Source organism: Enterobacter sp. CCUG 70166 (assembly GCF_020224095.1).
Classification (GTDB): domain Bacteria; phylum Pseudomonadota; class Gammaproteobacteria; order Enterobacterales; family Enterobacteriaceae; genus Enterobacter; species Enterobacter intestinihominis.
The window spans coordinates 1-23,356 of sequence record NZ_NRIQ01000049.1; the positions used below are offsets into that span (position 1 = coordinate 1).

General features: G+C 57.0%; 20 protein-coding genes and 1 pseudogene. 9 read left to right on the forward strand and 12 right to left on the reverse strand.

What is annotated here, in order from left to right:
- Positions 1–71 precede the first annotated feature (71 nt).
- Positions 72–506 (forward strand): copper resistance system metallochaperone PcoE, encoded by a 435-nt coding sequence (gene pcoE, locus CKK19_RS20485; RefSeq protein WP_004152085.1) that lies wholly within the window; start codon positions 72–74, stop codon positions 504–506.
- Between the two features lie 231 nt (positions 507–737).
- Here pcoE and CKK19_RS20490 read toward each other — a convergent pair whose 3' ends face one another.
- Both CKK19_RS20490 and CKK19_RS20495 read right to left on the reverse strand, forming a co-directional pair.
- Entirely contained in the window at positions 738–1,034 is a 297-nt protein-coding gene (locus CKK19_RS20490) for a type II toxin-antitoxin system RelE/ParE family toxin (protein WP_063854298.1), read from the reverse strand.
- Positions 1,021–1,281 carry a type II toxin-antitoxin system ParD family antitoxin gene (locus tag CKK19_RS20495; RefSeq protein WP_063854297.1) on the reverse strand — a complete coding sequence of 87 codons (261 nt, stop codon included), beginning with the start codon at positions 1,279–1,281 and terminating at the stop codon, positions 1,021–1,023. Before CKK19_RS20495 ends, CKK19_RS20490 begins: the two co-directional genes overlap by 14 nt.
- 141 nt (positions 1,282–1,422) lie before the next feature.
- Here CKK19_RS20495 and CKK19_RS20500 point away from each other — a divergent pair, with 141 nt between their 5' ends.
- The 3 genes from CKK19_RS20500 (at position 1,423) to CKK19_RS20510 (ending at position 3,423) form a co-directional block, all read left to right on the forward strand.
- Positions 1,423–1,947: a hypothetical protein gene (locus CKK19_RS20500; RefSeq protein ID WP_074174450.1), complete on the forward strand. Its 525-nt coding sequence runs from the start codon at positions 1,423–1,425 to the stop codon at positions 1,945–1,947.
- A gap of 368 nt (positions 1,948–2,315) precedes the next feature.
- Positions 2,316–3,089, forward strand: a complete 774-nt coding sequence (locus tag CKK19_RS20505) for a TraX family protein (protein WP_063854296.1) — start codon at positions 2,316–2,318, stop codon at positions 3,087–3,089.
- A gap of 10 nt (positions 3,090–3,099) precedes the next feature.
- Positions 3,100–3,423 carry a hypothetical protein gene (locus CKK19_RS20510; protein WP_014172383.1) on the forward strand — a complete coding sequence of 108 codons (324 nt, stop codon included), beginning with the start codon at positions 3,100–3,102 and terminating at the stop codon, positions 3,421–3,423.
- Here CKK19_RS20510 and CKK19_RS20515 read toward each other — a convergent pair.
- The 3 genes and pseudogenes from CKK19_RS20515 to CKK19_RS20525 form a co-directional block, all read right to left on the reverse strand.
- Positions 3,401–4,204, reverse strand: coding sequence for a DUF4225 domain-containing protein (locus CKK19_RS20515; protein WP_041163021.1), 804 nt, complete (start codon positions 4,202–4,204; stop codon positions 3,401–3,403). The two genes, CKK19_RS20510 and CKK19_RS20515, sit on opposite strands and share 23 nt — an antisense overlap.
- An 889-nt stretch (positions 4,205–5,093) precedes the next feature.
- Positions 5,094–5,219, reverse strand: a pseudogene (locus CKK19_RS20520) (replication initiation protein); the annotation flags it as partial.
- A 32-nt stretch (positions 5,220–5,251) separates the two neighbouring features.
- Positions 5,252–8,218, reverse strand: coding sequence for a Tn3-like element ISPa38 family transposase (locus CKK19_RS20525; RefSeq protein WP_003100881.1), 2,967 nt, complete (start codon positions 8,216–8,218; stop codon positions 5,252–5,254).
- A 307-nt stretch (positions 8,219–8,525) separates the two neighbouring features.
- On the opposite strand from CKK19_RS20525, the gene CKK19_RS20530 reads away from it, so the two are divergent.
- The 5 genes from CKK19_RS20530 (at position 8,526) to CKK19_RS20550 (ending at position 10,879) form a co-directional block, all read left to right on the forward strand.
- Positions 8,526–8,882 (forward strand): cupin domain-containing protein, encoded by a 357-nt coding sequence (locus CKK19_RS20530; RefSeq protein ID WP_003465043.1) that lies wholly within the window; start codon positions 8,526–8,528, stop codon positions 8,880–8,882.
- Between the two features lie 254 nt (positions 8,883–9,136).
- The gene (locus CKK19_RS20535; RefSeq protein WP_003100858.1) at positions 9,137–9,463 is read left to right on the forward strand and encodes a hypothetical protein; all 327 of its coding nucleotides are present in this window, start codon (positions 9,137–9,139) and stop codon (positions 9,461–9,463) included.
- A complete protein-coding gene (locus CKK19_RS20540; RefSeq protein WP_003100856.1) occupies positions 9,460–9,960 on the forward strand; it encodes a hypothetical protein in 501 nt (166 codons plus the stop codon). The genes CKK19_RS20535 and CKK19_RS20540 overlap by 4 nt, the downstream gene beginning before the upstream one ends.
- Positions 9,957–10,328, forward strand: a complete 372-nt coding sequence (locus CKK19_RS20545) for a hypothetical protein (RefSeq protein ID WP_003100853.1) — start codon at positions 9,957–9,959, stop codon at positions 10,326–10,328. The genes CKK19_RS20540 and CKK19_RS20545 overlap by 4 nt, the downstream gene beginning before the upstream one ends.
- Positions 10,322–10,879 carry a recombinase family protein gene (locus tag CKK19_RS20550; RefSeq protein WP_003100847.1) on the forward strand — a complete coding sequence of 186 codons (558 nt, stop codon included), beginning with the start codon at positions 10,322–10,324 and terminating at the stop codon, positions 10,877–10,879. The genes CKK19_RS20545 and CKK19_RS20550 overlap by 7 nt, the downstream gene beginning before the upstream one ends.
- A gap of 6 nt (positions 10,880–10,885) precedes the next feature.
- Here CKK19_RS20550 and repA read toward each other — a convergent pair whose 3' ends face one another.
- The 7 genes from repA to CKK19_RS20585 form a co-directional block, all read right to left on the reverse strand.
- Positions 10,886–11,806, reverse strand: coding sequence for a plasmid replication initiator RepA (gene repA / locus CKK19_RS20555; protein ID WP_225455212.1), 921 nt, complete (start codon positions 11,804–11,806; stop codon positions 10,886–10,888).
- A 582-nt stretch (positions 11,807–12,388) separates the two neighbouring features.
- On the reverse strand, positions 12,389–13,177 hold the full coding sequence (locus CKK19_RS20560) for a DsbA family protein (RefSeq protein WP_225455213.1): 789 nt from the start codon (positions 13,175–13,177) through the stop codon (positions 12,389–12,391).
- Between the two features lie 28 nt (positions 13,178–13,205).
- Complete coding sequence (traI, locus tag CKK19_RS20565) at positions 13,206–18,620, reverse strand: conjugative transfer relaxase/helicase TraI (RefSeq protein WP_225455214.1); 5,415 nt, start codon at positions 18,618–18,620, stop codon at positions 13,206–13,208.
- Positions 18,617–21,217: a type IV conjugative transfer system coupling protein TraD gene (gene traD, locus CKK19_RS20570; RefSeq protein ID WP_225455215.1), complete on the reverse strand. Its 2,601-nt coding sequence runs from the start codon at positions 21,215–21,217 to the stop codon at positions 18,617–18,619. The genes traI and traD overlap by 4 nt, the downstream gene beginning before the upstream one ends.
- Positions 21,218–21,331: 114 nt before the next feature.
- Complete coding sequence (locus CKK19_RS20575; protein ID WP_047959896.1) at positions 21,332–21,646, reverse strand: hypothetical protein; 315 nt, start codon at positions 21,644–21,646, stop codon at positions 21,332–21,334.
- Between the two features lie 190 nt (positions 21,647–21,836).
- On the reverse strand, positions 21,837–22,568 hold the full coding sequence (gene traT / locus CKK19_RS20580; RefSeq protein WP_048210006.1) for a conjugal transfer complement resistance protein TraT: 732 nt from the start codon (positions 22,566–22,568) through the stop codon (positions 21,837–21,839).
- 182 nt (positions 22,569–22,750) lie between these two features.
- A complete protein-coding gene (locus tag CKK19_RS20585; RefSeq protein WP_063854356.1) occupies positions 22,751–23,347 on the reverse strand; it encodes a hypothetical protein in 597 nt (198 codons plus the stop codon).
- Between the last annotated feature and the right edge of the window lie 9 nt (positions 23,348–23,356).

Genomic DNA, 23,356 nt, shown 5'->3' on the forward strand with positions numbered 1-23,356 from the left:
CCCTGAGATCAAATGCTTTCTCTGTTATAAGCCGTTGATTGTTTGGGTATGAAAACACCGGAGACCCAACCATGAAAAAGATCCTTGTATCATTTGTTGCCATTATGGCTGTCGCTTCATCCGCCATGGCTGCAGAGACAATGAACATGCATGACCAGGTAAATAATGCCCAGGCACCCGCCCATCAGATGCAGTCAACCTCTGAAAAAAGCGCTGTTCAGGGAGACAGTATGACAATGATGGATATGAGCGGTCACGATCAGGCTGCAATGACCCATGAAATGATGCAAAACGGCAACGCTTCTGCCCATCAGGACATGGCTGAAATGCATAAAAAAATGATGAAATCCAAGCCAGCAGCTTCTAACGAAACAGCAAAATCATTTTCCGAAATGAACGAGCATGAGAAAGCCGCTGTTGTACACGAGAAGGCGAATAATGGTCAGTCTTCAGTGATTCATCAGCAGCAGGCTGAAAAGCATCGCAGCCAGATCACCCAGAATTAACCCGCAGCTCCACTTGTCAGACCCTCATTTGACGCCGAAGTCACTGGCTTACGCTCCCGCCGGGAGCGTTTTTTTTCGTAATTAATAAGTGTCATTAAAAGCATCCATCACCATTATCATAATTGGCCCTGATCAAATAAAATTTAACTTATGTTGCGCGAGAATTCAGTTCATGAAAAAAATATCAGTATCATATTGTTTTTAATTATTATTTTCGTTCCCGGTTATATCCTATATCCAGGGTTCATGCCGCGCTGTATCCTGAGACTGGCTGAGAATGCGAATGATCGTAACCACTGAATGTGATGACACAAAATAGATCATGTGCTGTTCCACCGGCAGCGAGCTGATATCTTCGCCGAGCTCTGCGCGATGCGTGCCGATGTCATGCATGGTCAGCACATCAAACACCGCTGCTATACGGCCGATATACGCATCCGCCTGAACAACCCCAAACTGTCTGAAGCTGTAGTTCCAGATAGCTTCCAGATCTTCTTCTGCCTTGGGAGTCAGCTCAATCTCTTTCATTTGCCACCCTGGCCCTGACATTATTCAGGAAGGCATCCTTGTTCCATGGTTTCGCCTCGCCGCTGCTTAGCCCTTCGGCCAGCAGATCGCGCAGTTCCTGAAGACGGGATTCAGCCTGCTTTTCACGGAGCAGCCGCAGCGCGTCGCGCATGACCTCGCTCTGTGTACGGTAATCACCGGCTTTAACCAGAGAATCGATAAATTCGCGCAGCTCTTCACCCACGTCCACCGTCATCGTACGGGCCATAACCCCTCCGTTTCTTAATGTAAGATTTATTCTTACATCAGTATATCATTTTAGCATCAGGCTTCCATGCTTTGTGGTCGAGACTATGGACTTCGTTTATGAGATCAACAGGAATGCGAAATCGGATAGATATCTAATAGAATGCTGAGTTATAGCCTTAAGCGAGAGCTGGAAATGAAATTAACAGAAAATCGTGTGGATACACTCATAGATACCCTGAACGACCTTATCTGCGATGAGCAAAGTATTACTCGCGAACAGCGAGAAAATTTAATTAAAACGGTTGCCACACTGGGTGGGCTTAAGGAGCGACTACGACTCGTTTCTGCGGAGAACGAAGCCAGGCAGATCGCTAAAAACGAGAAGGTAAAGAAACCGCGCGAACCGGACCAGGTGTTTCCCCGTACAGGAAAGCCGTGGCTGCCAGAGGACCTCGATGTTATCCATTCCATTATCGACGATTTACCTGATGACAGAATTGATGATCACATCCTGTGGCTTTCAAAGCAGCAAGGGCGCACTCCCTATGCTGTCGCACTGAAGATTGTAGGTGTAGGAAGAATGGATGATGAGTGGGCGAAAGCTTGGAAACCCGCGGCAAAATCGCTTCGAGAAGATTATGCAAAGCTTCATCCAGCTCCCTCTTCGGATATCAGCCAGGTATAACCGGGTTTTGGCTGAGATGTATATGAAGTTATTTTGCAGCAGCATGTTTTATAATTATAAAGCATCTGCCCCTGCAAAATATGGTAAAATAATAAGCAATTACACTCCTTAATCTAAATATATCAATATCTTTGCCGATATATATAGTAAGGAAGGGAGTGTGATGAACGATTTTCATATTTTAAATATCTGTATTCAGAATAAGGATGTGGCAGGTGCAATGCGCGTGCTGCGTGATAAATCAGAATTTGCGGTGCGCAAGATTCTGGAGAAACTCAAGGTCAGGGTCACAGCGCAAACCGGCAGGGCATTCTGGCATTATGTTCAGGGGTGGCTGTTAACCGCGTGTCGCCAGGGGAATATACAGCATGAATCATTCAGTACCCGACGTATTACCCCACATCCGGACCACCAGACAGCTCAGTCCCGCTGCTCTCGATATGGTCAAGCTCCTCGCTCTTCTGGCCATGATTATCGACCACACCAATACGGTGTTTCTGTCGCCAGCCTGGCCGGTGATGTATGCGCTTGGCCGGATGGCCTTCCCCCTGTTCACGCTTATATGGGCGATGAACGCACAGCGCACCCCGGAACGACTTCAGAAGAGAGCCTGGCGTCTGTGGATCTGGGCAGTCATCACGCAGCCGGTGTTCAGCCTGGCCTTCTGGCATCACCAGCCCTGGTGGGCCCTGAACATTCTGTTCGTGTTTGCCGGCGTCACACAGCTTATTGCCCTGCAGTACCGGCACGGCCGGAAAGGAATGCTTGCAGGATATCTGCTCCTGGCCCTCATGATTTGGCCACTGCATCCGGCAAGCTACGGACTGGCTGGAATTACGCTGGCCATCAGTATGGCAACCGTTTCGGGCAGCGATACGCCCGAAGTGCAGCGGCTGGCGGCCATCACTGCCGTACTGTCACTGATTTGTTTAAACGGGTTATCGCATCTCCTGAACCTGCCCGCAGAAACATTATTACTGGCCACGCTGCCTACTCTGGTATTCCCCCTGGCAGTGATTTCCTTCTGCAGGAGAATCTGTCCGGAAGGCAGCAAACGTTTCATGCCGCGTAATTTCTTTTATTATGCTTACGCCGGTCACCTGGGGATTATTGGTCTGATACAGTATACTTTCGCCGATTAGGGAGGACGAGATGGCTATCAGTGAGAAAGAGCTGCTTGAGGCAGGTTTCAGCAAGAGCGAAGTGGACAATTTACAGGGCCGGCTTGCAGCAGGCGGAGGTACCATGCAGCATCTCATCGATGCGCTCTCACGGCGGTTCCGTGTGTCGGTATGGATCACCGTCGCGCTGGTTCTGGTAATGCTGGTCACCCTTATTGCCGGCAGCCGGACACACATTCTTTCCGGGGGCATGAGCTCCCTTGTTGTCCTGATCATCGCCTGGGTGACCTTCCCACCTGCGCTGGGCTGGAAAGCATTCCGCCTGCAGAAGACTATTTCCCGGAAGGCTCAATAGTCAGTAAATCAAGCGCCACTTTGGCTTTAACCCCCCATCCCGCAATCTTAAGCGCCATTGCGGGACGTGGCGTACCGGATACTTTCCTGAAGAAATCGGGCCTGGTCCAGTACCACAGCCGTTGTGCTTCGGGTTTCAGCCGAAGACCATACGCGCCGTAGACCTCACTGAAGAGTGTGACTGCCTTATAGGTCCCCAGACCCTGCTGCCGGCTGAAGCCCAGAAATTCAGCGATCTCCATCGAGCCGTCAGCGAAAATTCCCTCCGTCTGCTTATCGCCGAGGAGGTTGTGCGCGGCTTCCCGTGAAATCGTGTTGAATCCATTTACGACAATCACCGCGCCGGCCACCACGCCCACCGGCGTCATCGAAGACATCATGACGATCCCACCGAAGATGGCCGCACCGGCCACCACGACGTCGACCGCTGAAATGATGTAGCCCACAATTTTGTTCTCGTCCCGGACAACCTTCACCTCGGCATAGAGTTTTGCATAGCCGGTTTTGAGCGAACGGGACTGTTCAAGCAGACTGGTGTTCTCTGCGCGCAATGCCTGCAGGCAGGCCATACAGTCATCATCCGTTTTTGCCCGGCGTGCGGCTTCAAACTGGGCCATGATAAATGCCCTGATCTCATCTACAAACTGAATCCGGATAAAACCATCCTGGAGATGCATAGCCGCCACCGTGTTGGCCGTGTTAACCAGTTTCCTGGCCTCCAGGTTGATCATGGTTTCCGCCCAGGCACGGGGGTTCTGGCCGGGTAAAAGCAACGTGTCCATTTTATCGCCTCGCTTATCTGTTTCTGAAAACATATTCCCGAAACGATTTTTGACAACAAAAAATGGGCACGCTGTCCTGCAGAACTCACTGATGCCGCATCGCGGCATGGAGGCGCCAGCTGAGGCCAGACAGGGGGAGAACGTTGATGGGCGCCGTGACCGGCGTAAGCCGCTGCGGTTTGAAAGGTTCTGCCTGTCCCATCCCTTACCCTGCAAAGCCATATCCGTTAACCGCCACGCCTGATTGTGATGTGCGCGGTCGGAGTGAGCACGTCGAGGCCAGAGGCCGCTGACGGGCTGTATCTCCGCGTTAGCGCCGTGAGGCGCTTACGAGCGTGTACAGTGAGCTTACCGCGACTTAAACTGCAGCGGCTCTGATCTCTAGTTACAACATCCCTCTTAAAGCGAGGGTGTTCCGGCCCTTCGGGCCGGGGCGGCTTCGGTATAGCAGGGGTCAGGTATGTATGCGGTGCCGGGTTCTGGCCAGAAAGGGGCCCGGCGCTTGCGACGGGAGGTACTTTTTATTTTCTTCTGAGCGCGCGGCCGTGAGGCCGCTGCATGCGAAGGCATTATTCGTTATCCACAGAGTGGCCGCAGACAAAGATCCACTCTGGAATGAAATGAACAGAGAGATAAAAAAGGTGAAGTAAGACTATTTTGCGGAATGTCTTTTATTCATTTCCGGGTTACTTCACTTATTCATTTGCGGATTTCTGTGTAAAAAAAAGAGCCAGTGGCCACTGCGGGCCATAACGACACGCAAAACGCCATGGTGAACGGAAAGGGAAAGCAGTGAAGTGTGAAAAATGAGCGGAATGGCCGAAAAAAACCAGCACGAAAAGCCCCGGTGAGGGGCCTGTAAACAGCAAGACTGTCGTGTCGTTTGTGACTAGTCCGGTGGATAAAGCGCCAGATCCAGCTGGTAAAGATGCTGGATGGCCAGAGCCTTCAGGCGCTCAGATGTGCACCAGTACGCTTCGTCAGGCGGCAGCGTGCGGTAAATCCATTCAGACAGGGGTCGTCTCAGAAAACGGAAAATAAAGCACGCTAAGCCGGTTGCAGCGGCCGTAGCGGCCTGAACTTGCCCGCGCCGATCTTGGCGCTGCTGCGCCAGAGGTAATCGCCGGTCAGGTTGATGTGCTCCCAGCCGAGCGGCGACAGGTACTGCAACAGGCCGTCATCGACGGCTTGACCGTGGCCACGCAAGGCGTTCGCGGCCCGCTCCAGATAGACCGTGTTCCATAGCACGATGGCCGCCGTCACCAGGTTGAGGCCGCTGGCCCGGTAGCGCTGCTGCTCGAAGCTGCGGTCGCGGATTTCCCCCAGGCGGTTGAAGAACACGGCGCGGGCCAGCGCGTTGCGCGCCTCGCCTTTGTTCAGCCCGGCATGCACGCGGCGGCGCAGCTCGACGCTTTGCAGCCAGTCCAGGATGAACAGTGTGCGCTCGATGCGTCCCAGCTCACGCAGGGCGACGGCCAGGCCGTTCTGGCGCGGGTAGCTGCCAAGCTTCCTGAGCATCAGCGAGGCCGTCGCCGTGCCCTGCTTGATCGAGGTGGCCATCCGCAGGATTTCATCCCAATGGGCGCGGACGTGCTTGATGTTGAGCGTGCCGCCGATCATCGGTTTCAACGCCTCGTAGGTGGCATCGCCCTTCGGGATGTAGAGCTTGGTGTCGCCCAGGTCACGAATGCGCGGGGCGAAGCGGAAGCCCAGCAGGTGCATCAACGCGAAGACGTGGTCCGTGAACCCTGCCGTGTCGGTGTAGTGCTCCTCGATCCGCAGGTCGGATTCGTGATACAGCAGGCCGTCGAGCACGTAGGTCGAGTCGCGCACGCCGACGTTCACGACCTTGGTGTGGAACGGCGCGTACTGGTCGGAGATATGGGTGTAGAACGTCCGCCCTGGGCTGCTGCCGTATTTCGGATTGATGTGGCCGGTGCTCTCGGCCTTGCTGCCGGTGCGGAAGTTCTGGCCGTCCGACGATGACGTGGTGCCGTCGCCCCAATGCTCGGCGAAGGGATGTCGGAACTGCGCGTTGACCAGCTCGGCCAGTGCCGCCCCGTAGGTTTCGTCGCGGATGTGCCAGGCTTGCAGCCAGGCCAGCTTGGCGTAGGTCGTGCCGGGGCACGATTCCGCCATCTTGGTCAGGCCCAGGTTGATCGCGTCGGCGAGGATCGTGGTCAGCAACAGGTTTTTGTCCTTGGCCAGGTCGCCTGACTTCAGGTGGGCGAAGTGCCGGGTGAAGCCCGTCCATTCGTCTACCTCCAGCAGCAATTCGGTGATCTTGACGTGCGGTAGGATCATCGCCGTCTGGTCGATCAGGGCCTGTGCGGTATCGGGCACCGCCGCATCGAGCGGCGTGATCTTCAGGCCCGACTCCGTGATGATGGCGTCCGGCAGCTCGTTGGCCAGCGCCATGCGGTTGACGGTGGCGAGCTGCGTTTCCAGCAGCGTCAGCCGGTCATGCAGGTACTGGTCGCAATCGGTGGCCACGGCCAGCGGCAATTCGCTGGCCTGCTTGAGGCTGGCGAATTTCGCGGGCGGCACCAGGTAGTCCTCGAAGTCCTTGAACTGGCGCGAGCCTTGCACCCAGATGTCGCCGGAGCGCAGCGCGTTCTTCAGCTCCGACAGCGCGCACAGTTCGTAGTAGCGCCGGTCGATGCCGGTGTCGGTCATCACCAGCTTCTGCCAGCGCGGCTTGATGAACTCGGTCGGCGCGTCGGTGGGCACCTTGCGGGCGTTGTCGCTGTTCATGCTGCGCAGCACCTCGATGGCGTCGAGTACGTCCTTGGCGGCGGGCGCGGCCCGCAACTTGAGCACGTCGAGAAATTCCGGCGCGTAGCGGCGCAGCGTGGCGTAGCTCTCGCCGATGCGGTGCAGGAAATCGAAGTCCTCGGGTTGCGCGAGCCGCTGCGCTTCGGTGACGCTCTCGGCGAAAGCATCCCAGGACATGACGGCCTCGATGGCGGCGAACGGATCGCGGCCCGCTTGCTTGGCCTCGATCAGCGCCTGGCCGATGCGCCCGAACAGCCGCACCTTGGCATTGATCGCCTTGCCGGATGCCTGGAACTGCTGCTGATGCTTGTTCTTGGCGGCATTGAACAGCTTGCCCAGGATGCGGTCATGCAGGTCGATGATTTCGTCGGTGACGGTGGCCATGCCCTCGATGGCGAGCGCCACCAGGGTCGCGTAACGCCGCTGCGGCTCGAACTTCGCCAGGTCGGCGGGCGTCATCTGGCCGCCCTCGCGGGCGATCTTGAGCAGCCGGTTCTGGTGAACCAGCCGCTCGATGCCGGAGGGCAGGTCGAGCGCCTGCCACGCCTTGAGGCGTTCGATGTGTTCCAGCATGTGCCGCGAGTTCGGTTTGACCGGGGATTGCCGCAGCCAGGCCAGCCACGTCGTCTTGCCGTTGTCGCGGCGCTTGAGCAGATCGTCGAGGCGACGGCGATGCACGTCCGTCAGCGGCTCAGCCAAGGCGTCGTAGAGACGCCGGTTGGCGCGGGTAATCGCTTCGGCGCTCGCCCGCTCGACGGCGTTGAGGGCGGGCACAATGACCGACTGCCGCCGCAGGTGCTCGATCAAGGCTCTGGCCAGCACGATGCCCTTGTCGGTTTGCATGGCCAGCTCGGTCAGCAACTGGACAGCCTGCCGGTAGTGGCCAATCGTGAACGGCTGGAAGCCGAACACCGTTTGCAGCTCGACCAGGTGCTCGCGTCGGGTCTGCTCACGCTGCCCGTACTCGTCCCAGCTTTCGATGCCGACCTTGAGCTGGTTGGCGACCAGTCTCAGCAATGGCGGGAACGGTGGCTCATCAGCGCCAAGGATGACGCCGGGAAAGCGCAGGTAGCAGAGCTGCACCGCGAAGCCCAGCCGATTGGCCGGGCCGCGCCGCTGCCGGATGATGGAGAGGTCGCTTTCGCTGAACGTGTAGTGACGGATCAACTCATCCTTGGTGTCCGGCAACGCCAGCAGGCTTTCGCGCTCGGCGGCGGAGAGGATCGAACGGCGGGGCATGCGGTTTCCTTCTTCTTGAAAACGTAGGTTTGTGACAAGCCCGCCAAGGCAACCGGCGCGGCACGGGAATCAAGGCATTGCGATTCTCGAAAATAGTTCTTGAAATTCTATTCTTGATTGCATATCATCTCAACGAGTTTCGATAAGAAAGGATGCGCATGCGACCGTCTGGTTCGCTGGTGGGCAAGGAGGCAGCAGCCGACACGCTCATCGGCAACTGCACGACCGCACGACCAGCCTCCCGTTCAAATTCGAGTTAGAACTCATATCCAGCCTGTCTGGGGGCACTGTGAAAGAGGGATCACCGATGACTGTTGAATCGAGAATATTTTCTGTAGCCGAGTATGTTCAGCCGTCCGAAGGCGAGCCTATTCGTTCCGTTGTGCTTGAAACCCGAGACTCAATTATCGTGGTTTGGCATGTCCATCCCGGGCAGGAAATTGCGGCTCACATTCATCCTCACGGCCAAGACACGTGGACTGTTTTGTCGGGAATGGCTGATTACTTTCAGGGCAATGGGATTGTTCGTGCCCTCAGGGAAGGTGAGATAGCCGTGGCAAGACCGGGCCAAGTGCACGGGGCGCGAAATACAGGTACCGAGCCATTTGTGTTCGTCTCGGTTGTGGCATCAGCCAATGCCGGTTTCGTATTGGCTGAGCGATAGAGCCCAATCTCTGGAGTTGGTCCAATGAGCGGTCGGGGAGATAGGTAACAGACATGCAGCGGACACGGCTGCTAAACCAGGTCGCAAACCTCCTTGCGTCGCAGCGTGCCGCAAGCGACGCGATCAATCGAATGGGGTCGGCATGAGACTGAACACCATCCAGTTCCCGACCGCGTAGCCGCCTGTCCTGCCGATCAGGTCTTGACCATCGACGCCTGGGATCAGTCCTGAATGTTCTTGGAGACCACTACGTTATGAGCCGCAGCCGCCGCAAAACACCCATCGTCGGGCACACGACCTGCGGCAGCGAGCGCGAGGACAAGAAGCTCTGGCATCAGCGCTGGCGCACCCGTGAGCGCACGGCGCTGACCAGCGCGTCGCCCGAAGCCCTGAGCGCCCATCTGCCCCTGCTGGAAAACCAGGCCAGCAGCGTCTGGTCGATGGGCAAGGATGGCCGCTCCTACTGGCCCGTCAAGCGCCAGGCCGCCACGGCGGATCGCATCGCCAATCACAAGGGACGCAACCCGCAAGAACGCGCCTCCCTGAAAAAGCGCCTGCTGCGCAAGTGGATGAGCAAATGAAGCTCTCCTTCCATCAGCACATTGCGCTGTTCTGGATGATCGGTGCTCCGGGCGTCTTCGCGCCCGTGATCGAGAACGCCAAGCGGCCCGATGCCGGCGCCGTCATGGCGTGGGGTGTCGCGATCGTGGCGGTGATGATCCTCTTCACCCCTTTGCTGCTGCGCTGTCCACCATTCCGGCGCTGGTATGGCCGGACGGATGCGCTGTCGGAGCGGCAGCGCCAGGCGCTTGCCGAGCGCGGCCTGCGCCGCTACTACCAGACCGCTTTCGATGACGGCTACGTGCCCCGCGTGATGCCCTACGTGTGGCGCATCATCTGGACGGTCGGCGGGTTGATGGCTGTGACCGCCGTACTGCCTACCAACACCGGACGGCCAGCCTTCGATGCCTTGGTGGTCTTCTCGACCTGGTATCCGATAGGCGTGATGCTGCTGGTTTTCGCGTCGAGGCCCCTTGGCCGGTTGATTCGCCAAAGAGCACAGGAGCGGCGGAAATGAGCACGTCAACCATCGAGGCGCTGGCCAGCGCCTGGGCAAGGATTGCCGAGGAAGCGGAATTCCCCGCTGACTACGAGGGGACTGCCACACCACAAGCGCATCGGGCTAGCGAAGCTATTCAGGAGCAGATTCGGGAGCGCATCGTCGCCACCAACGACATGCGGCTGTTCAGCCTGCTGCACCTGCTGGGTCAGGCGTCGCTGCGCATGGAGCAAGCGCTGTGGCCGGAGGATTACGAGCGGATGACGCGCGAGGTTGAGGAAGCCCTGCGGCAAGCCACCGACGCCAACGCCAGATCGTACACCCACGAAGAAGTGATGCAGGCGATGCAGGAACGCATCGACCGGGCGCGAGACAAGCCATGTTGATTGGCTATGCGCGCGTCTCGACGCAGGATCAGAACCTGGAGCTGCAACGCGAAGCCTTGAGCAAGGCCGGATGTAAAAAGGTCTTCGAGGACAAGGTGAGTGGCACGCGGGCAGACCGGCCTGGCTTGGCCAAGACGCTCGAAATGCTGCGCGAAGGCGATACTTTGGTCGTCTGGAAGCTCGACCGGCTGGGCCGGTCGGTCAAGCAACTGGTCGATCTGGTCGGCGATCTGCACAAGCACGGTGTCCAGTTCAGGAGCCTCACCGACTCCATCGACACCGGCACACCATCCGGGCGGTTCTTCTTCCACGTCATGGCGAGCCTTGCCGAAATGGAGCGCGAGCTGACCGTCGAGCGCACCCGCGCCGGGCTGGAAGTCGCCAAGCAGCTCGGCCGCAAAGGCGGCCGCAAGCCGAAGATGACCGACAGCAAGATCGAGTCGGCCAAGAAGCTGCTGGCCAGCGGGGTGCCGCCCAAGGACGTGGCCAAGAACCTCGGCGTGTCCATTCCGACGCTGTACCGCTGGGTGCCAGCCTCCACGCACGCTTAGCGTGCTTTATTTTCCGTTTTCTGAGACGACCCCAGACATTGCATGGAGTCGTTCATCTGCCGGCAGCTTAATCAGGTTGTTGGCACGTTTACGCTCCGCGCCTTTTTTGCGACGGTAAACGAGTGCCTCCCGGCGCTTACGGCCAGACCAGCATTTCCGCGCAGAGTGGGGCTGAACATCATCATGTTCGCTCATCACCCCTTCCCGGATCAGCTGCTCACGCTCGGCGCTCTGGCGTAGCTTCTTCTCCTGCTCTTTAAACAGCTTGTCCATATCGACGCCCAGCATCTGGAATCCCACGGGGGTGATATAAACATACGTTGGCAGCCAGGAGCGGGATTCACGATCCCAGCTGCGTTCTTCCGCAAGGCCCAGAACGCCAAACCGTACCTGTTCCTCAATAAGCCGTGAAAGGCGTGACACCGTCACCTCCGTTTCAGGAATGACATTGCCTTTTGCGTCCTTTGCACTGAGTTCTTTTGCAAGACGGGTGATACACATGCCAACGGTATGCTTGCCGGCATCACAGAAGCTGATGAGCACTGGCCAGAGTGCATCGAGCAGGCGCTGACGTTCCGGACGGAAGCCATATTTACGGCCCGCTTTACGGCGGCCGGCGACATAGAGAGGGTGACGAGAAACATGCATGCGCAGGCTAACCTGCCCGGTTTCCTTGTCTTTTTTCACCAGGCGATTGTAGGCATGACCGAGCTGCCCGGAGAGCTTTTTATAATGCTCCGGGCGATACCAGGCCGGGTTCTCACATTTGGCTTTTGTGGAATGCTCACCGCGTTTGCGGCGGGTCAGTTTTTTGACCGGCGCAATGAGGAAATTACCCTGAGTGCCGGCATCGACATCCTGCCAGAAGCGGGTTAGCTCATCTTTCGGTAGATCTGACCAGTGAACAGAAATCTGTTTGTCATTCACGGCGGCCTGTTCTTATGGCGGCCGGGTGTTGTTTTCTATGGTGCATGCGTTATAATCCTTCACAGGCAACGCGCCTGCTTTTGGACCCCCTGATACCTGCTTCTTCCGCCAAGTTGATGACAGTTATCGGGGGGTTTGTGCATTCAGGCTCTGGGAAATATCCCGTCACCTGCTCCTGAACGTTTTAACGGACACGTCCTGTCCCTGTTTGTTTCCGGAAGTCCGCATTTCTTCCGTAAAACCATCTTCTGTCACCCGCCTGCCTCACCACAAAGCAGTCAAACCGTCAGTTTGAGTTAGGTCACAAAAGTAATCTGAATCAACAATCTGTCCCACCACAAGACGATCGCTGACGATCCGAATACTACCTTCTCGTCAGTAATTTTTCCAGATGTTCGACCAGATAACCATCCGTAGTTTGCATGCTAATTGTCCTTTAGGGACTATAACCGGCAGCGCTCGCCGCAGTATCAGGCCAGCAGGCCTGATCGAGGAAGCGCAGGAGAACGGAACGTGAAGATGGCAATTACGCGCGGAACATGAAAAACAGTCTCTGGCGGGAGACGTTCTTCGGACTGAGGATCATTTCACCCTGGTGGCTTTCCGGATTGCTTCCTGGAGTCTTTCAGCGGTAACGGCTTCCGGGAAAACCGTGATGGTGTCAGGAGTCGCCCCGCTAACGGGCATGACGATGATCCCCGGCGTTCCGGTGAGTCCCAGCGCCTCTGCCAGGTTACTGTTTTTCTCAAGGGACGCGGTATGGTCGCCAGGAGCTGGAGTGGTCAGCCCCGCCTTTGACGCTGCCCCGTGAATATCCTCCTCCGTCAGTTTGCCTTCATTATGGCCGGTGGCGTAGATGGCATTGTGATAGGTGACATAGGCCTGTGGCCCTTTCTTTTGCCAGACGGTCAGCCCCTGCTGCGCTGCCTGCAGTGAGGCTTCCCAGCGACCACCAAAAATTGGCCACTCCTTAAAGAGGTAGCGGACGTCCGGCTGCGCTTTCATGACCTTCTCCAGCTCCGGCGCGAAGCGGCTGCAGAACACGCACTGGTAATCAAAGAATTCAATCACCGCGACCTTTGCATTATCAGGACCGTAAACCGGAGTATCCGGATCATGCAGAAGGTTCGCCTGATTCTCCATCACGCTGAGTGCAAACATCTTCTGCTTACGTGCCTCCTGCTGTTCCTGCAGCTTATGACTGACCGTCACCAGTATCTCCGGATGGGACACCAGGTAGTCTGCTGCGATTTCGCCAATACGGGCCTCCTGCTCCGGGCTGAAGACCGGCTGCGGGGCCGAAGCGTGTGCCGTTGCGATAAAACCTATGTATGTTGTAACTATTAATGCCGCTAATTTGTGTACTTTCATCGTCTGAGTCTCATGGTTAAAAGGGAGATTAACGTTCTTTCTGAATGGTTCGGGTGAGGGTCTGTTCTTCTCGCTCCGGCATGCGGCCGCGCTCGCTATTTTCGGGTTGCCGGATAATATCCCGCTCGGTATTGGCCAGCTCATTCACAATGCGGCTGACTCCCGCACGTTCCGAAGCGACTTTGCTGGCCAATGGTTCCTTTTCTGCCCTGATATGACGGCCAATCTCATCGTGGCTAACGCTGTCCGAGCTGGCAACCTGAATGAGCACTTTTCCGTCAGGAATCATCGGCTCATTCCGGTCGTCAACCTCGAGCATCCCGGGCGTAATACGCACCGCGTCCTCCACCGGCACAACAATACGCTCCCGAGTCTCACTCTTTTCTTTTTCCGCTTTAGCGGCTTTGTTAAGCATGTCTTGTTCCGTCTGTCGTGTGGTTTCCTCCTGGTCACGGATCAGTTTGTGTTCTGATGCGGCCTCCGTAACGATACCTCCGCTGACTTTCAGCAGATGTGCTGATGGTGGCTCATCGCCGGTCTGCCAGACCACGCCGTCCTTCGGGTGATGTCGTACTGCATCAAGCGCGGCCGCCAGGTCACTGGCCACAATCGTGTTGCCTGACTGGCTTCGCTGCAGTACCGCACCACGGGCACGTTCTGTCATGACCATCCGGGTCTCCCCCTGTGTCATCCGCCCTTCCGGGCTGGCAACCAGGGAAACCAGGGCCAGGCCCGCACTCCGGCCGTTGTTGTCATACACCGGCAGCGCCAGCGCCGGTTCGGGAAAGCGCCGGGTGGCCGGGATGATTTTTGCCGTCAGTGACGCATCCTGCATGCCCTGATGGCGCACCCAGGCGCGGCCAATGGCCGTTTTATTCACCGGCTGTCCCATTGCCCAGATGGCTTTCGCCTGTTTGCGCTGCGTTTCTGGCGCCAGCGCATCGTGCGCCGTTTTGATATCCCGCTCCGGCGTTTTTACCGCCTTAACCCAGTCCGCTTTCCCGTCGGTATAAATCTGGACGTGCTCTTTCACGCGCGAGGCCGAGATGTAGAAGGCACGACGGGAGGCAAGTGCCTTACGCCCGCCTTCCGTGCCCTCAAGCGCAATGACATAATCGCTACTGGCCCCCTGAGCACCGTACCCGGTGACAGCCCAGCCGTAGTCAATATGCTGCTGCGCCCTGACCGCCTGAGGATTGATGGTAATGCGGCCGTTTTCCCCCTTCAGGCGAATATTGCCCGTTTCGCTGACCGACTCGACCGTATAGCGCTGGCTGGCCATCTGTCCCTGCTCCTTATCTGTCGCCGTGAACTTCAGCAGATCGCCGGCACGGACTTCCCTCTCGCTGCGGCGAAACAGCTGCACGTCGCCGGTGATGAGTTCCTTCGGGGAATACAGTCCAATCTTCCCCTCCTCATCGCGTACCGTGACCGTACTGCCGTTGCGGTCAACGGCCAGCACGTCCTGGTAGCGATCGCCGCGTTTAACCACCATCCCGGCTTCCCAGGCATCGGTTTTATTGAACTCATGACGGGTGTGGGTGATTTTATCGAGCACCGGCACCGTAATGGCCTTCTCCCCCAGCTCTCCCCGGGCAGCCAGCACAGCATGAATGCCGGCATTTACCGCACGACGGTCGGCGTTCAGCTGGGTGATAATGAGGGTACGGGACCGCGCCTCCGGCGTCCGGTCCGTCCAGTCAGCCACGATGTCGTTAACAGGCGTCTCCGTTTCCTGAATGGCACTTCCCGGGAGCGAGGCTGAAGCGCTACGCGCCACACGGTCAGCCGGCTGGGTTTCAATGCGCTGCAGGGCCGCATCGATCCGGTTATCAATGATGTCGTGAACGGCACCGCGCAGCTGCAGGTCTTTCTGGCGGACGATTTGCTTCATGATGGCCACATCCATCGGGCTGCGCTCCTGCATCAGCTTAAACGGCGCGCCCACGTCGACCGATTCAAACTGGTCGATGTCCCCCATCGAGACCGCGCGACCGCCGCCGCTGGCAATGGCCTGGAACAGGGCCGCCGTATCCTGGTTGCCTGCCATTGAGGACTCATCGATAAGAAACACCTGTCCTTTATAGTCGGGTTTACCACCTGCGGCCGTCGCCTGGTCATGTTCAACGATAAAGGATTTGATGGTCTGCGCCCGGACACCGACGTCGCTCATTTCTTTCACCGCCTGGTGCGTTGGAGCAAGCCCCGTCATCACCGGACGATCGTCTGCCGGCAGGGTCTCTAGTGCAGATATCACCGCCTTCAGCTGCGTGGTTTTCCCCACGCCGGCATAGCCCTGAATCCCGATAAACTGATCCGTGGTGCCCAGCACCAGGGTGGTCGCCTTTTTCTGGCCATCGGTGAGTCCGTTCAGCACGGCCTCCGGTACCTGTTCCAGCAAGGGCTGCTGCGTACCTTTCCCTTCCTCCACCACACGCAGAATGGCTTTCTCCATCTCCCATGTGGACCGGGAAACCAGTACCGGCTCTCCCCCTGCGGATACGGACAACAGCTCGCCATTTTTAATCATCGCGCCAATTTCATTCCCGATAGCTTCAAGGTCGGGATGATATTTCTGCGCCTCCGTCGCCAGCTTAAGTTCGCTGAACACCACAGTGCGCTGGTCATTGATGGCACGCCAGACGGCCAGTCCGGCGTCCGTCCGGACGCTGTCATGCAGCGAGTCAACCGCCTGGCTGACGTCATCGTGGCCACTCAGACTTCTGACCAGCTGCACGGGAGAGGCACTGGTCTTCATGCGCTGCAGCCGGGCTTCTGCCCGATCCTGCACTTCGGCGGTGAACACTTCCGCCCGGTGACCACTCTGCGCCAGCGAGTTCATGGTCTGGGATGAGATGTCGCGACTGTTCAGCGCGGCCAGCACCACACCGGTGTCGTTATCCCGGCCGCCCGGCGCGGTCACGTAGGCATGCGACAGGTAGAGCGGCTGGTCTTTTGGCAGCGTCAGGGTCTCTTCCCCCCGTTTCACCTCAATCCCCTTTTCACTTATCCCGGTCACCTCAAGACGGTCTTTTGCCTTCAGGCTGTGCTCACGATCCCCCGCCACGGCCAGCAGTTTTTCGCCGGTGGCCACGCTGAGGGTTTCGCGGCTGAAGAGACGCCAGTCAGCGCTGATATCCCCGATTTTCATCCGGGTCAGCACGCCGTCCCCGTCGATGAGCGAGAGGACTCGCGTGTCCTCATGCACCCGGTCAATCACATACGACTTACGCGCTTTTGCGTCCGTGCGATCTTCAAGTACCATCCCGGGACGATATGAACCGGGCATGCGGCGCGTTTTGCTGTCGAGCCAGACCGGCTGCCGGGCCTCTATCTCCACGCCGTCGCGCCCCAGCTGTCCTGCGTTCTGCAGCGCCTCACGTACCAGGCCCGTCAGCTGTGCCTGTTCACGCCTGCCGACCACAACGGCGGTGACGTTTTCACTGCCTCCGCTCAGCTCTGCAAACCGGTTGGCCAGCGCCTCGTAACGGTCGCGTTTGTTCGGAATACTGACCACTTCGGCCTCCAGCCCGGGCGCCGGCTCAGTGCGGCGGGAGCGGGCAACCCCCGCGGACTCCAGCACGGACATGGCATTACCATTCGCCTGACGCCCGGCACTGTCGAGAAAGACCAGCTGTGCGTCCTGCGCGCGCGCTTCGCCCAGCAGTACCAGCGTCTCCTTTAATCCCAGACGCTCTGCCCCTTCGATAATCAGCGTGCTCTGGGGTTTCAGGTGGAAATCACCGCTCAGAACATGCTGACGGCTGATGATCCGCTCCCGCAAAACGTCGGATTTCGCCAGCGAAATGGCGCGCTCGGCAGAGCTGGCCAGCACCTGCACGTCACGACCGTTCGCGCCGGCAATACCGGCCAGCTGCGCGGTCAGGTCACGGATACCCGCCACGCCTGACGGGGCATTCATCAGAACCAGGGCGTCTTTCTCCACCACTTCCAGCGCCGCCGGCGCGTACTGCGCCGGGCGGGTGAAACTGACGACTTTTGTGGATTTGAGATGTTCCTGACTCAGCGCCTGGATCGAGAGTTCATCCAGCAGGTGAATACGGGAGGTGAAGACCCCTTTCTCACTGTCCAGCGGCACAATCATGCCGTCCTTCAGCGCCGCATCGATGGCCACACGAATTTCCTGAATCTCCGGCAGCTGCTCGCTCAGCTCAGCGGTGGTCATCATCAGCTCGCCAAAGGTGAAGCGAGTTTTACTGTCGCTGAGCTGCGAGATGGCCAGCCGGACAGCCTCAGTCAGTTCCGGGCGGGGTATTTCGGTGTCCCGCTGCGCTGCAGGAAAGTTCCTGGCCGCTGGCGTCTTTTTGGGGCCGGTCTGTACCGTCTGACGCAGTGTGTCAGCCATCTGTGCCACAGCCTGACGGGACTGGCTCTCCCGTTCTGCGGGTTGAGCAGGTGTATCGACGCTATTTTCTGCACTGGACGACGTCCGGGGGTAATCCTGTTCAGGCCCGGTACGAACAGGCATCGCCTGATGATCCCGCTCCGGCTGAGGCGGTGCCTCACGAAGAGCTGCATCACGCGGAACGACGCTCTCCTGATACGCTTTCAGATCAAATCCCTTTTCCTTCATCTGACCCAGCCAGCGCTCCATCAGGCGCATACGTGACGGGTCGACTTTCGCCCTTCGGGTGTCTTTCGCGGCCACATCCCGGCTGCGCAGCGTGGCTTCAGCCCCCACGGCCCCCTGAATTTCCCGGCCCCGGGAGGAATATTCCTCCCTGACCTCTTCAGGAACGCCCTTGATCTCCCACATGCCATGCTTGCCTACTTCTTCCACTTCATGGCCGAGCGCTTCAACCCGCTCGCGCAGCGCGCTGCGATAGATTTTCCCGAGCGTGACCTGGTGCTTCATGACGGTCTCGATAAAGCCGGCGTTATGGATATAGTCCGTGGCCAGGGCTTTCCATTTGCCCGCATACTCCGTCATGTTGGCAATGAGCAGATGGGTGTGCAGCTGCGGGTCAAGATTGCGCGAGGTATCATGCGTATAGGCAGCGGCCACCATCTTGCCGGTGTGTACGATGGACGTGACGCCGTCTTTCGTGTCGCGGGCCGAGATGAGCTTCTCCACATAGCCGGCCGCCACGCGGACGGCATGGTTATGTGCTTCCACCATTTCTTTATCGTTACCGATGAGTGCAAGAATGGACACGCTCTTGGGCGCGGAAAAGGTCAGGTCGTGGCCGGGGCGATGGACGTGCTGTCCGTTAACCACCTTGCCAAGCCGTGATCCGTCCGGAAGACGCCCCTCGAGCACGGCCGTCAGATCATCGCCACGAACATTGCCCTCAAGGCCCAGCTCTTTTGCACCTTCCCCCATCCAGAGGCTCTGCAGGCTGCCCAGAAAATAGTAGTTATCGGAATTGCTGTAGTAGCCTGCAGCCTCACCGGCTGACGCTACTGGGGCGACTGACATCATAGGTCATGCTCTCTCTCGTAATAGTGATGGTCGTTTTCGTCGTAACCCGGGTCGTCCGCGTGACGGTGAAGTAAAATGTTCTCTTCTTCCTGCGCCAGCTGCCGGTGGGTGTTGTGGGCTTCATCCGGGGATTGCGGTGTCACTGACTTCCCAGCCGTCGTCAGACTCATGCCGCCGTCAGGCAGTGCCGTTACCTTCATGTCGAGGTTCATGGACTCGCCGCCGTTTTCCTCTGTCTGCTGATCGCCTTCTGAAGTGGCAGGGCGCTGACGCGCCCTGTGCAGCATGCTCAGGGGTGACGCGACTGGCGCTTCAGTTATGTGGTGACGGTTTCGGAGGGCTTTGAGGGCATCCGGCATCGGTTGTACGGAGCCAGCCGCAGATTCGCTACCGGATACATCGGATACGGCCGGTGCTTTGTCCGGTGCGCCAGCGGTACTTTTAGCCAGCCCGATAATACGAAGTGAAACGACGTTGTCTTTTTTGTCTTCGGTGACAGGGTCTGTCACCATGCTGTGATTTTGAGTTACGACTTCCGCAACCACTGGCGCTGTTCGCGATGTGACGGGCTCCCTGGCAGGTACCGACTTCTGCTCAGGTGCAGCGCTGCGCAAAGGCTTCGGTTCTTCCATTCGGGTACGAGCCACTTTTTCGACGGCCGGTGTTGCCGGCGAGCCGGATGCGCCTGCAGAAGAAATTGGAGCTGGACTGTCGTCTGCAGATGTTGCCTCGCTCCCCTTCTCCAGCACTTCATCGCCGGTCGGGAACGTCAGACCTGCAGCAGCCGCTGCGCGCTCGTTCTCCTGAATAACCTTCTCCAGCTCCGGACTGAGTGCATCACGGATGTTGCGCTCGAGAAGGCCTGCCTGCCGCTTCTTCGGCGCACGATATTTCAGCTTCAGACGGACGACCGGATACTCACCCGGGAGGCGCACATAAAAGTTGAGGTTTGGCAGACGCATGATCTGCTCGTAGTCGACAATCGGGTTATTGACCTCGTCTTTACCGAGAGATACGCCGTCACGCACCTGGTCCAGACCGTAGCTGTTCTGCTCGCGGATTTTGCGCTTACGCTGGTTGCCCAGCTCCTCTTCCACCACTTTGGCCATCTCGGCGCTCGGCGAACGGCCGTACATACGGGTGTTCATCAGGTCAAAGATGCTTCTGGCCAGCTCGCGGCCGTAGACGTGAACCAGCTGCGCCATGTTCTGCATGCCCAGCACGAAACAACCGCCAAATTTACGCGCCTCGGCAAGCGTTTCGGCCAGCTCGGGGATGCGCTGCAGGCTGGGGGCTTCATCGATAATGAACCACACGCGGCGGTCGCTGTTCTCCCCCATGCTCTGCAGCATCAGCGTGGCCAGAGATACCCAGAGTGAGATAAGCGGCCGCACGCTCTTGCGGTGACGGGCCTGGGTCGATATGAACAGCCAGCTGTTGTCATATCGCTCCTGTGTCATCCACTCACGGATGGTGAACGGAGGCTTCGTCCCGTCATCCAGCCCCTGCAGATAGCGAAGGGCTTTGGCGTAGTTGGTCACCACTGAGCGAATGGAAATGGCCGTTTTCTCGATTTTCTCCTCAACCAGGTTGGCCGACGGCGTGTTGGCCAGATAGCCACGCAGGCTTTTCATGCTGAGAGAAAGCAGGGTTTTGAGGAACTTCTCTATGCTGCGTTCCGGGTCAACAGACATGCGTATCGCAAGGTCGGCAAAGATGGTGCGCGAGCTGGATACCCAGAACGGATCGGAATCCCCTTCAACAGGGATAAGGCTGGCGGCCAGGTTGTCATAGTCGACCGCGTCGACACACTCGCCCCACATTTGCCAGTTTGCACAGCGCTCGTCATGGGCGCAGAGAATAAAATCAGTGTCAGGGTTATAGTGGGTTTCGGTGAAGGTACAGCCGGAGTCGTAAATAATGGCCCGGTCACCGCGTTTGCGGATGAAGTCAAGAAGCCAGCGGATGAGGGTCGATTTACCCACCCCGATAGTGCCATGCATCAGGAAATTGAGAACCTCCGCCATCCTGACCATATGCAGGTCGCCTACGCGCAGATCAGAGATCTCACCGTTTTTGCGCAGTAATTTATTCACTTCCGCTGGCTTGTCGGTCAGCTGCATGCCGGAGAGATATTCGTCCTCGCTCTCCTTTCGGCCGATATTCGCGATAAACCAGGTCACGGCGATAAACACCACCATACTGAACAGCCCGCTGGCGCCAGCCGCCCATTGCAGCTCGCGCAGACACTGGTCGCCCATCGCCTGCATGTACGGGTCGGTATAAATCTGCGGCAAAGTCATTTTCAGCACCATTGCCGTCGCGGTCGGCGCATACCAGTAGTGAACGTCGTAGATTTTTGGCGTTCCCGATGCCGGCATAAGGTCAATAAAGCTGCTGTTGATACTGGCGAACCACCACAGTGAACCGTTATCCAGGGCTTCCTGAGGGATTCGCCAGAGAAAGATGGCGGTAGTCAGTACGGCGAACAGGATGAAGATCCAGAATCCTATCCAGTTGTTCACCTGAATGAACATGCGCCAGCGGTAGGCGGTCATCTGACCGCCCTGGGTGAGGTTTTTTCCTGCGAAGCTCATAGAGTTTTGTCCGGCCGTTATCGCATCACCTGTGCGGTGATGTGTGTTATCAGAGAAGAAACGTTGAAAAGGGGGATGAAAAAATGTGGTACCGCGTGGGGGTTAATCGTCAGGTTATTCCATCTGACTCAGTTCATACCTGGCCTGCTGACATCCGTCCTCCCAGTCCTGTTTATTAATGTATGCAGCCACAGAACGGACTGACGAGGCCACATCCTTATAAACCGGTGAATGCCACTCCCGGGGCTCCAGATCATAAAGGGTAAATTCATAGCCAGCCCAGAAAGCAACAATGGTCATACCCTGCCCCTCAGGAAGTGAACCGAATACATTCATCCAGGCCCTTGCTGCCATCAGCTCGCTTTCCAGATGGATAAGCGACCAGAATTCAGCTGAGTAATCTGCACGTTCATTTATCTGATGCATCATGATGGACGAACTCCTTTGAAATTAAGGACGCAACGCTCGCCGCAGACAGGGCTGCGCCTGGCGCAGCCATGCGAGGAAGCGTAATTACTGGTAACTGACAGAAAGCACTGACGCACCCGGCTCCGGGAAGAACACGGTGAATATCAGTCTGAGGGGAACAGGCTGTGACGGTCGCCACAGCCGCAGGGTATTACATGATGCCGGCGATGGATTTGGCCAGCTGAGCTTCCAGGACAGGTTTCGCCTCTTCGAACTTGAGGTTTACCTTGTTGGCATTGGATACCACACGGGTCTGGTATTTAGCGCGGTTGCCCTGTTCTGAGCTGGTCTGTAGCTTGACGCCTGAGGTCCCCTGCTTCAGTGCAGCGATATTATCAGTCGTGACGGTCGCCTTGCTGCGCTCGGAAATTTGCAGATCGGTCACCATCGTGTAGTTCACGTCTTCAACCATTGCATCTGCAGCCATACCAATCAGGCCACTGGCCAGCCCTACACCCAGCGTTGCGCCAGCTGAAGATGAGTTATACGCCGTAATACCCGCGCCCAGTGCCGCTCCCATTGCCGCACCTTCGTACCCGGTCTTGAGGAAGCCCTGTGCATCACGCAGATCCATTTTTTCGGCTTTCAGTACGTTCGCCTGAATCCAGTAGTAGGCGGCGTCCGGAGAACTGGTGACGCGGTAGCCTTTGGCGGCCAGTTCATTTGTAATTTGTGCCTGCAGACCAGACATGTCCTTGTCAGAGGTATTACGGATCTGAAGATAAACCGTTTTCTCTGATGATGGCTCCAGCCAGATGGTTTCACTCATCTGAGTTTTGACATCGAGATTACGCTTCTTCACCGCAGTGGACATGGCACCACAACCTGACAGTGCAAGAGTAGAAGCGATCAGACCTACAACGGCTAATTGTTTTAATTTCATGAATTCTTCCTGTGCATAGAAAAACGTCCCCGTTAGCGAGATATAACTAACAGAGACGTTATCGGCTGATTTGAAGGTTAATTTACAGCGAGAGGGTATAAAAATCCCGGCAACGTATGAAGTTCCGGGACTGTATTTTCATCAGAGGTTAAATTTTACTTAAGATAGAATATTGACCATTTCTATCTACTCATCATCTTACTGGCCGTTGACATCAATGGCCCCAGGCCGTAACGAGTGCTCTGTATTCCAAGATATCCATTAGTAACAAATATTGAAATGAATAAAACTGCTGGAATACTCCCTGCCAGTAAAATCCCCCAATTAGTTATCATCCCTACGAGAGATAACAAGGTGGCGCTACCCCATAGGTACAAGGCTATTCTCTTAACTGTGGACCTTAAGGAAGTGATTAATGTCGAACGATTCCTGATATCTTCAGGTATAGATAGATATACCAGAACAGTAGAATAATTTATGAGCATGAAGAATATTGCGGCAACAGCTGTCACCCCGATAGATATCCATCCTCCATACCCTAAAACGAGCTGTGCTGCTTCAAGATAGAACTTCCAGCCTAGCCCGCTATTATCTCCAGCCTGAATCAGGCTGACATAATAAGCAAACCACATCAGAATGGCTGTGAGGATCATAATAACAGGGTATATAGCTACAATCTGGAAAGCCTTCTTGGGCGATGAAACTGGACGTTCATCACTACTAATCCCTGAGATAATCTCAGCAATTTCTTTTTTTGCATCACCATTTGAGAATGCCATATACCCTCC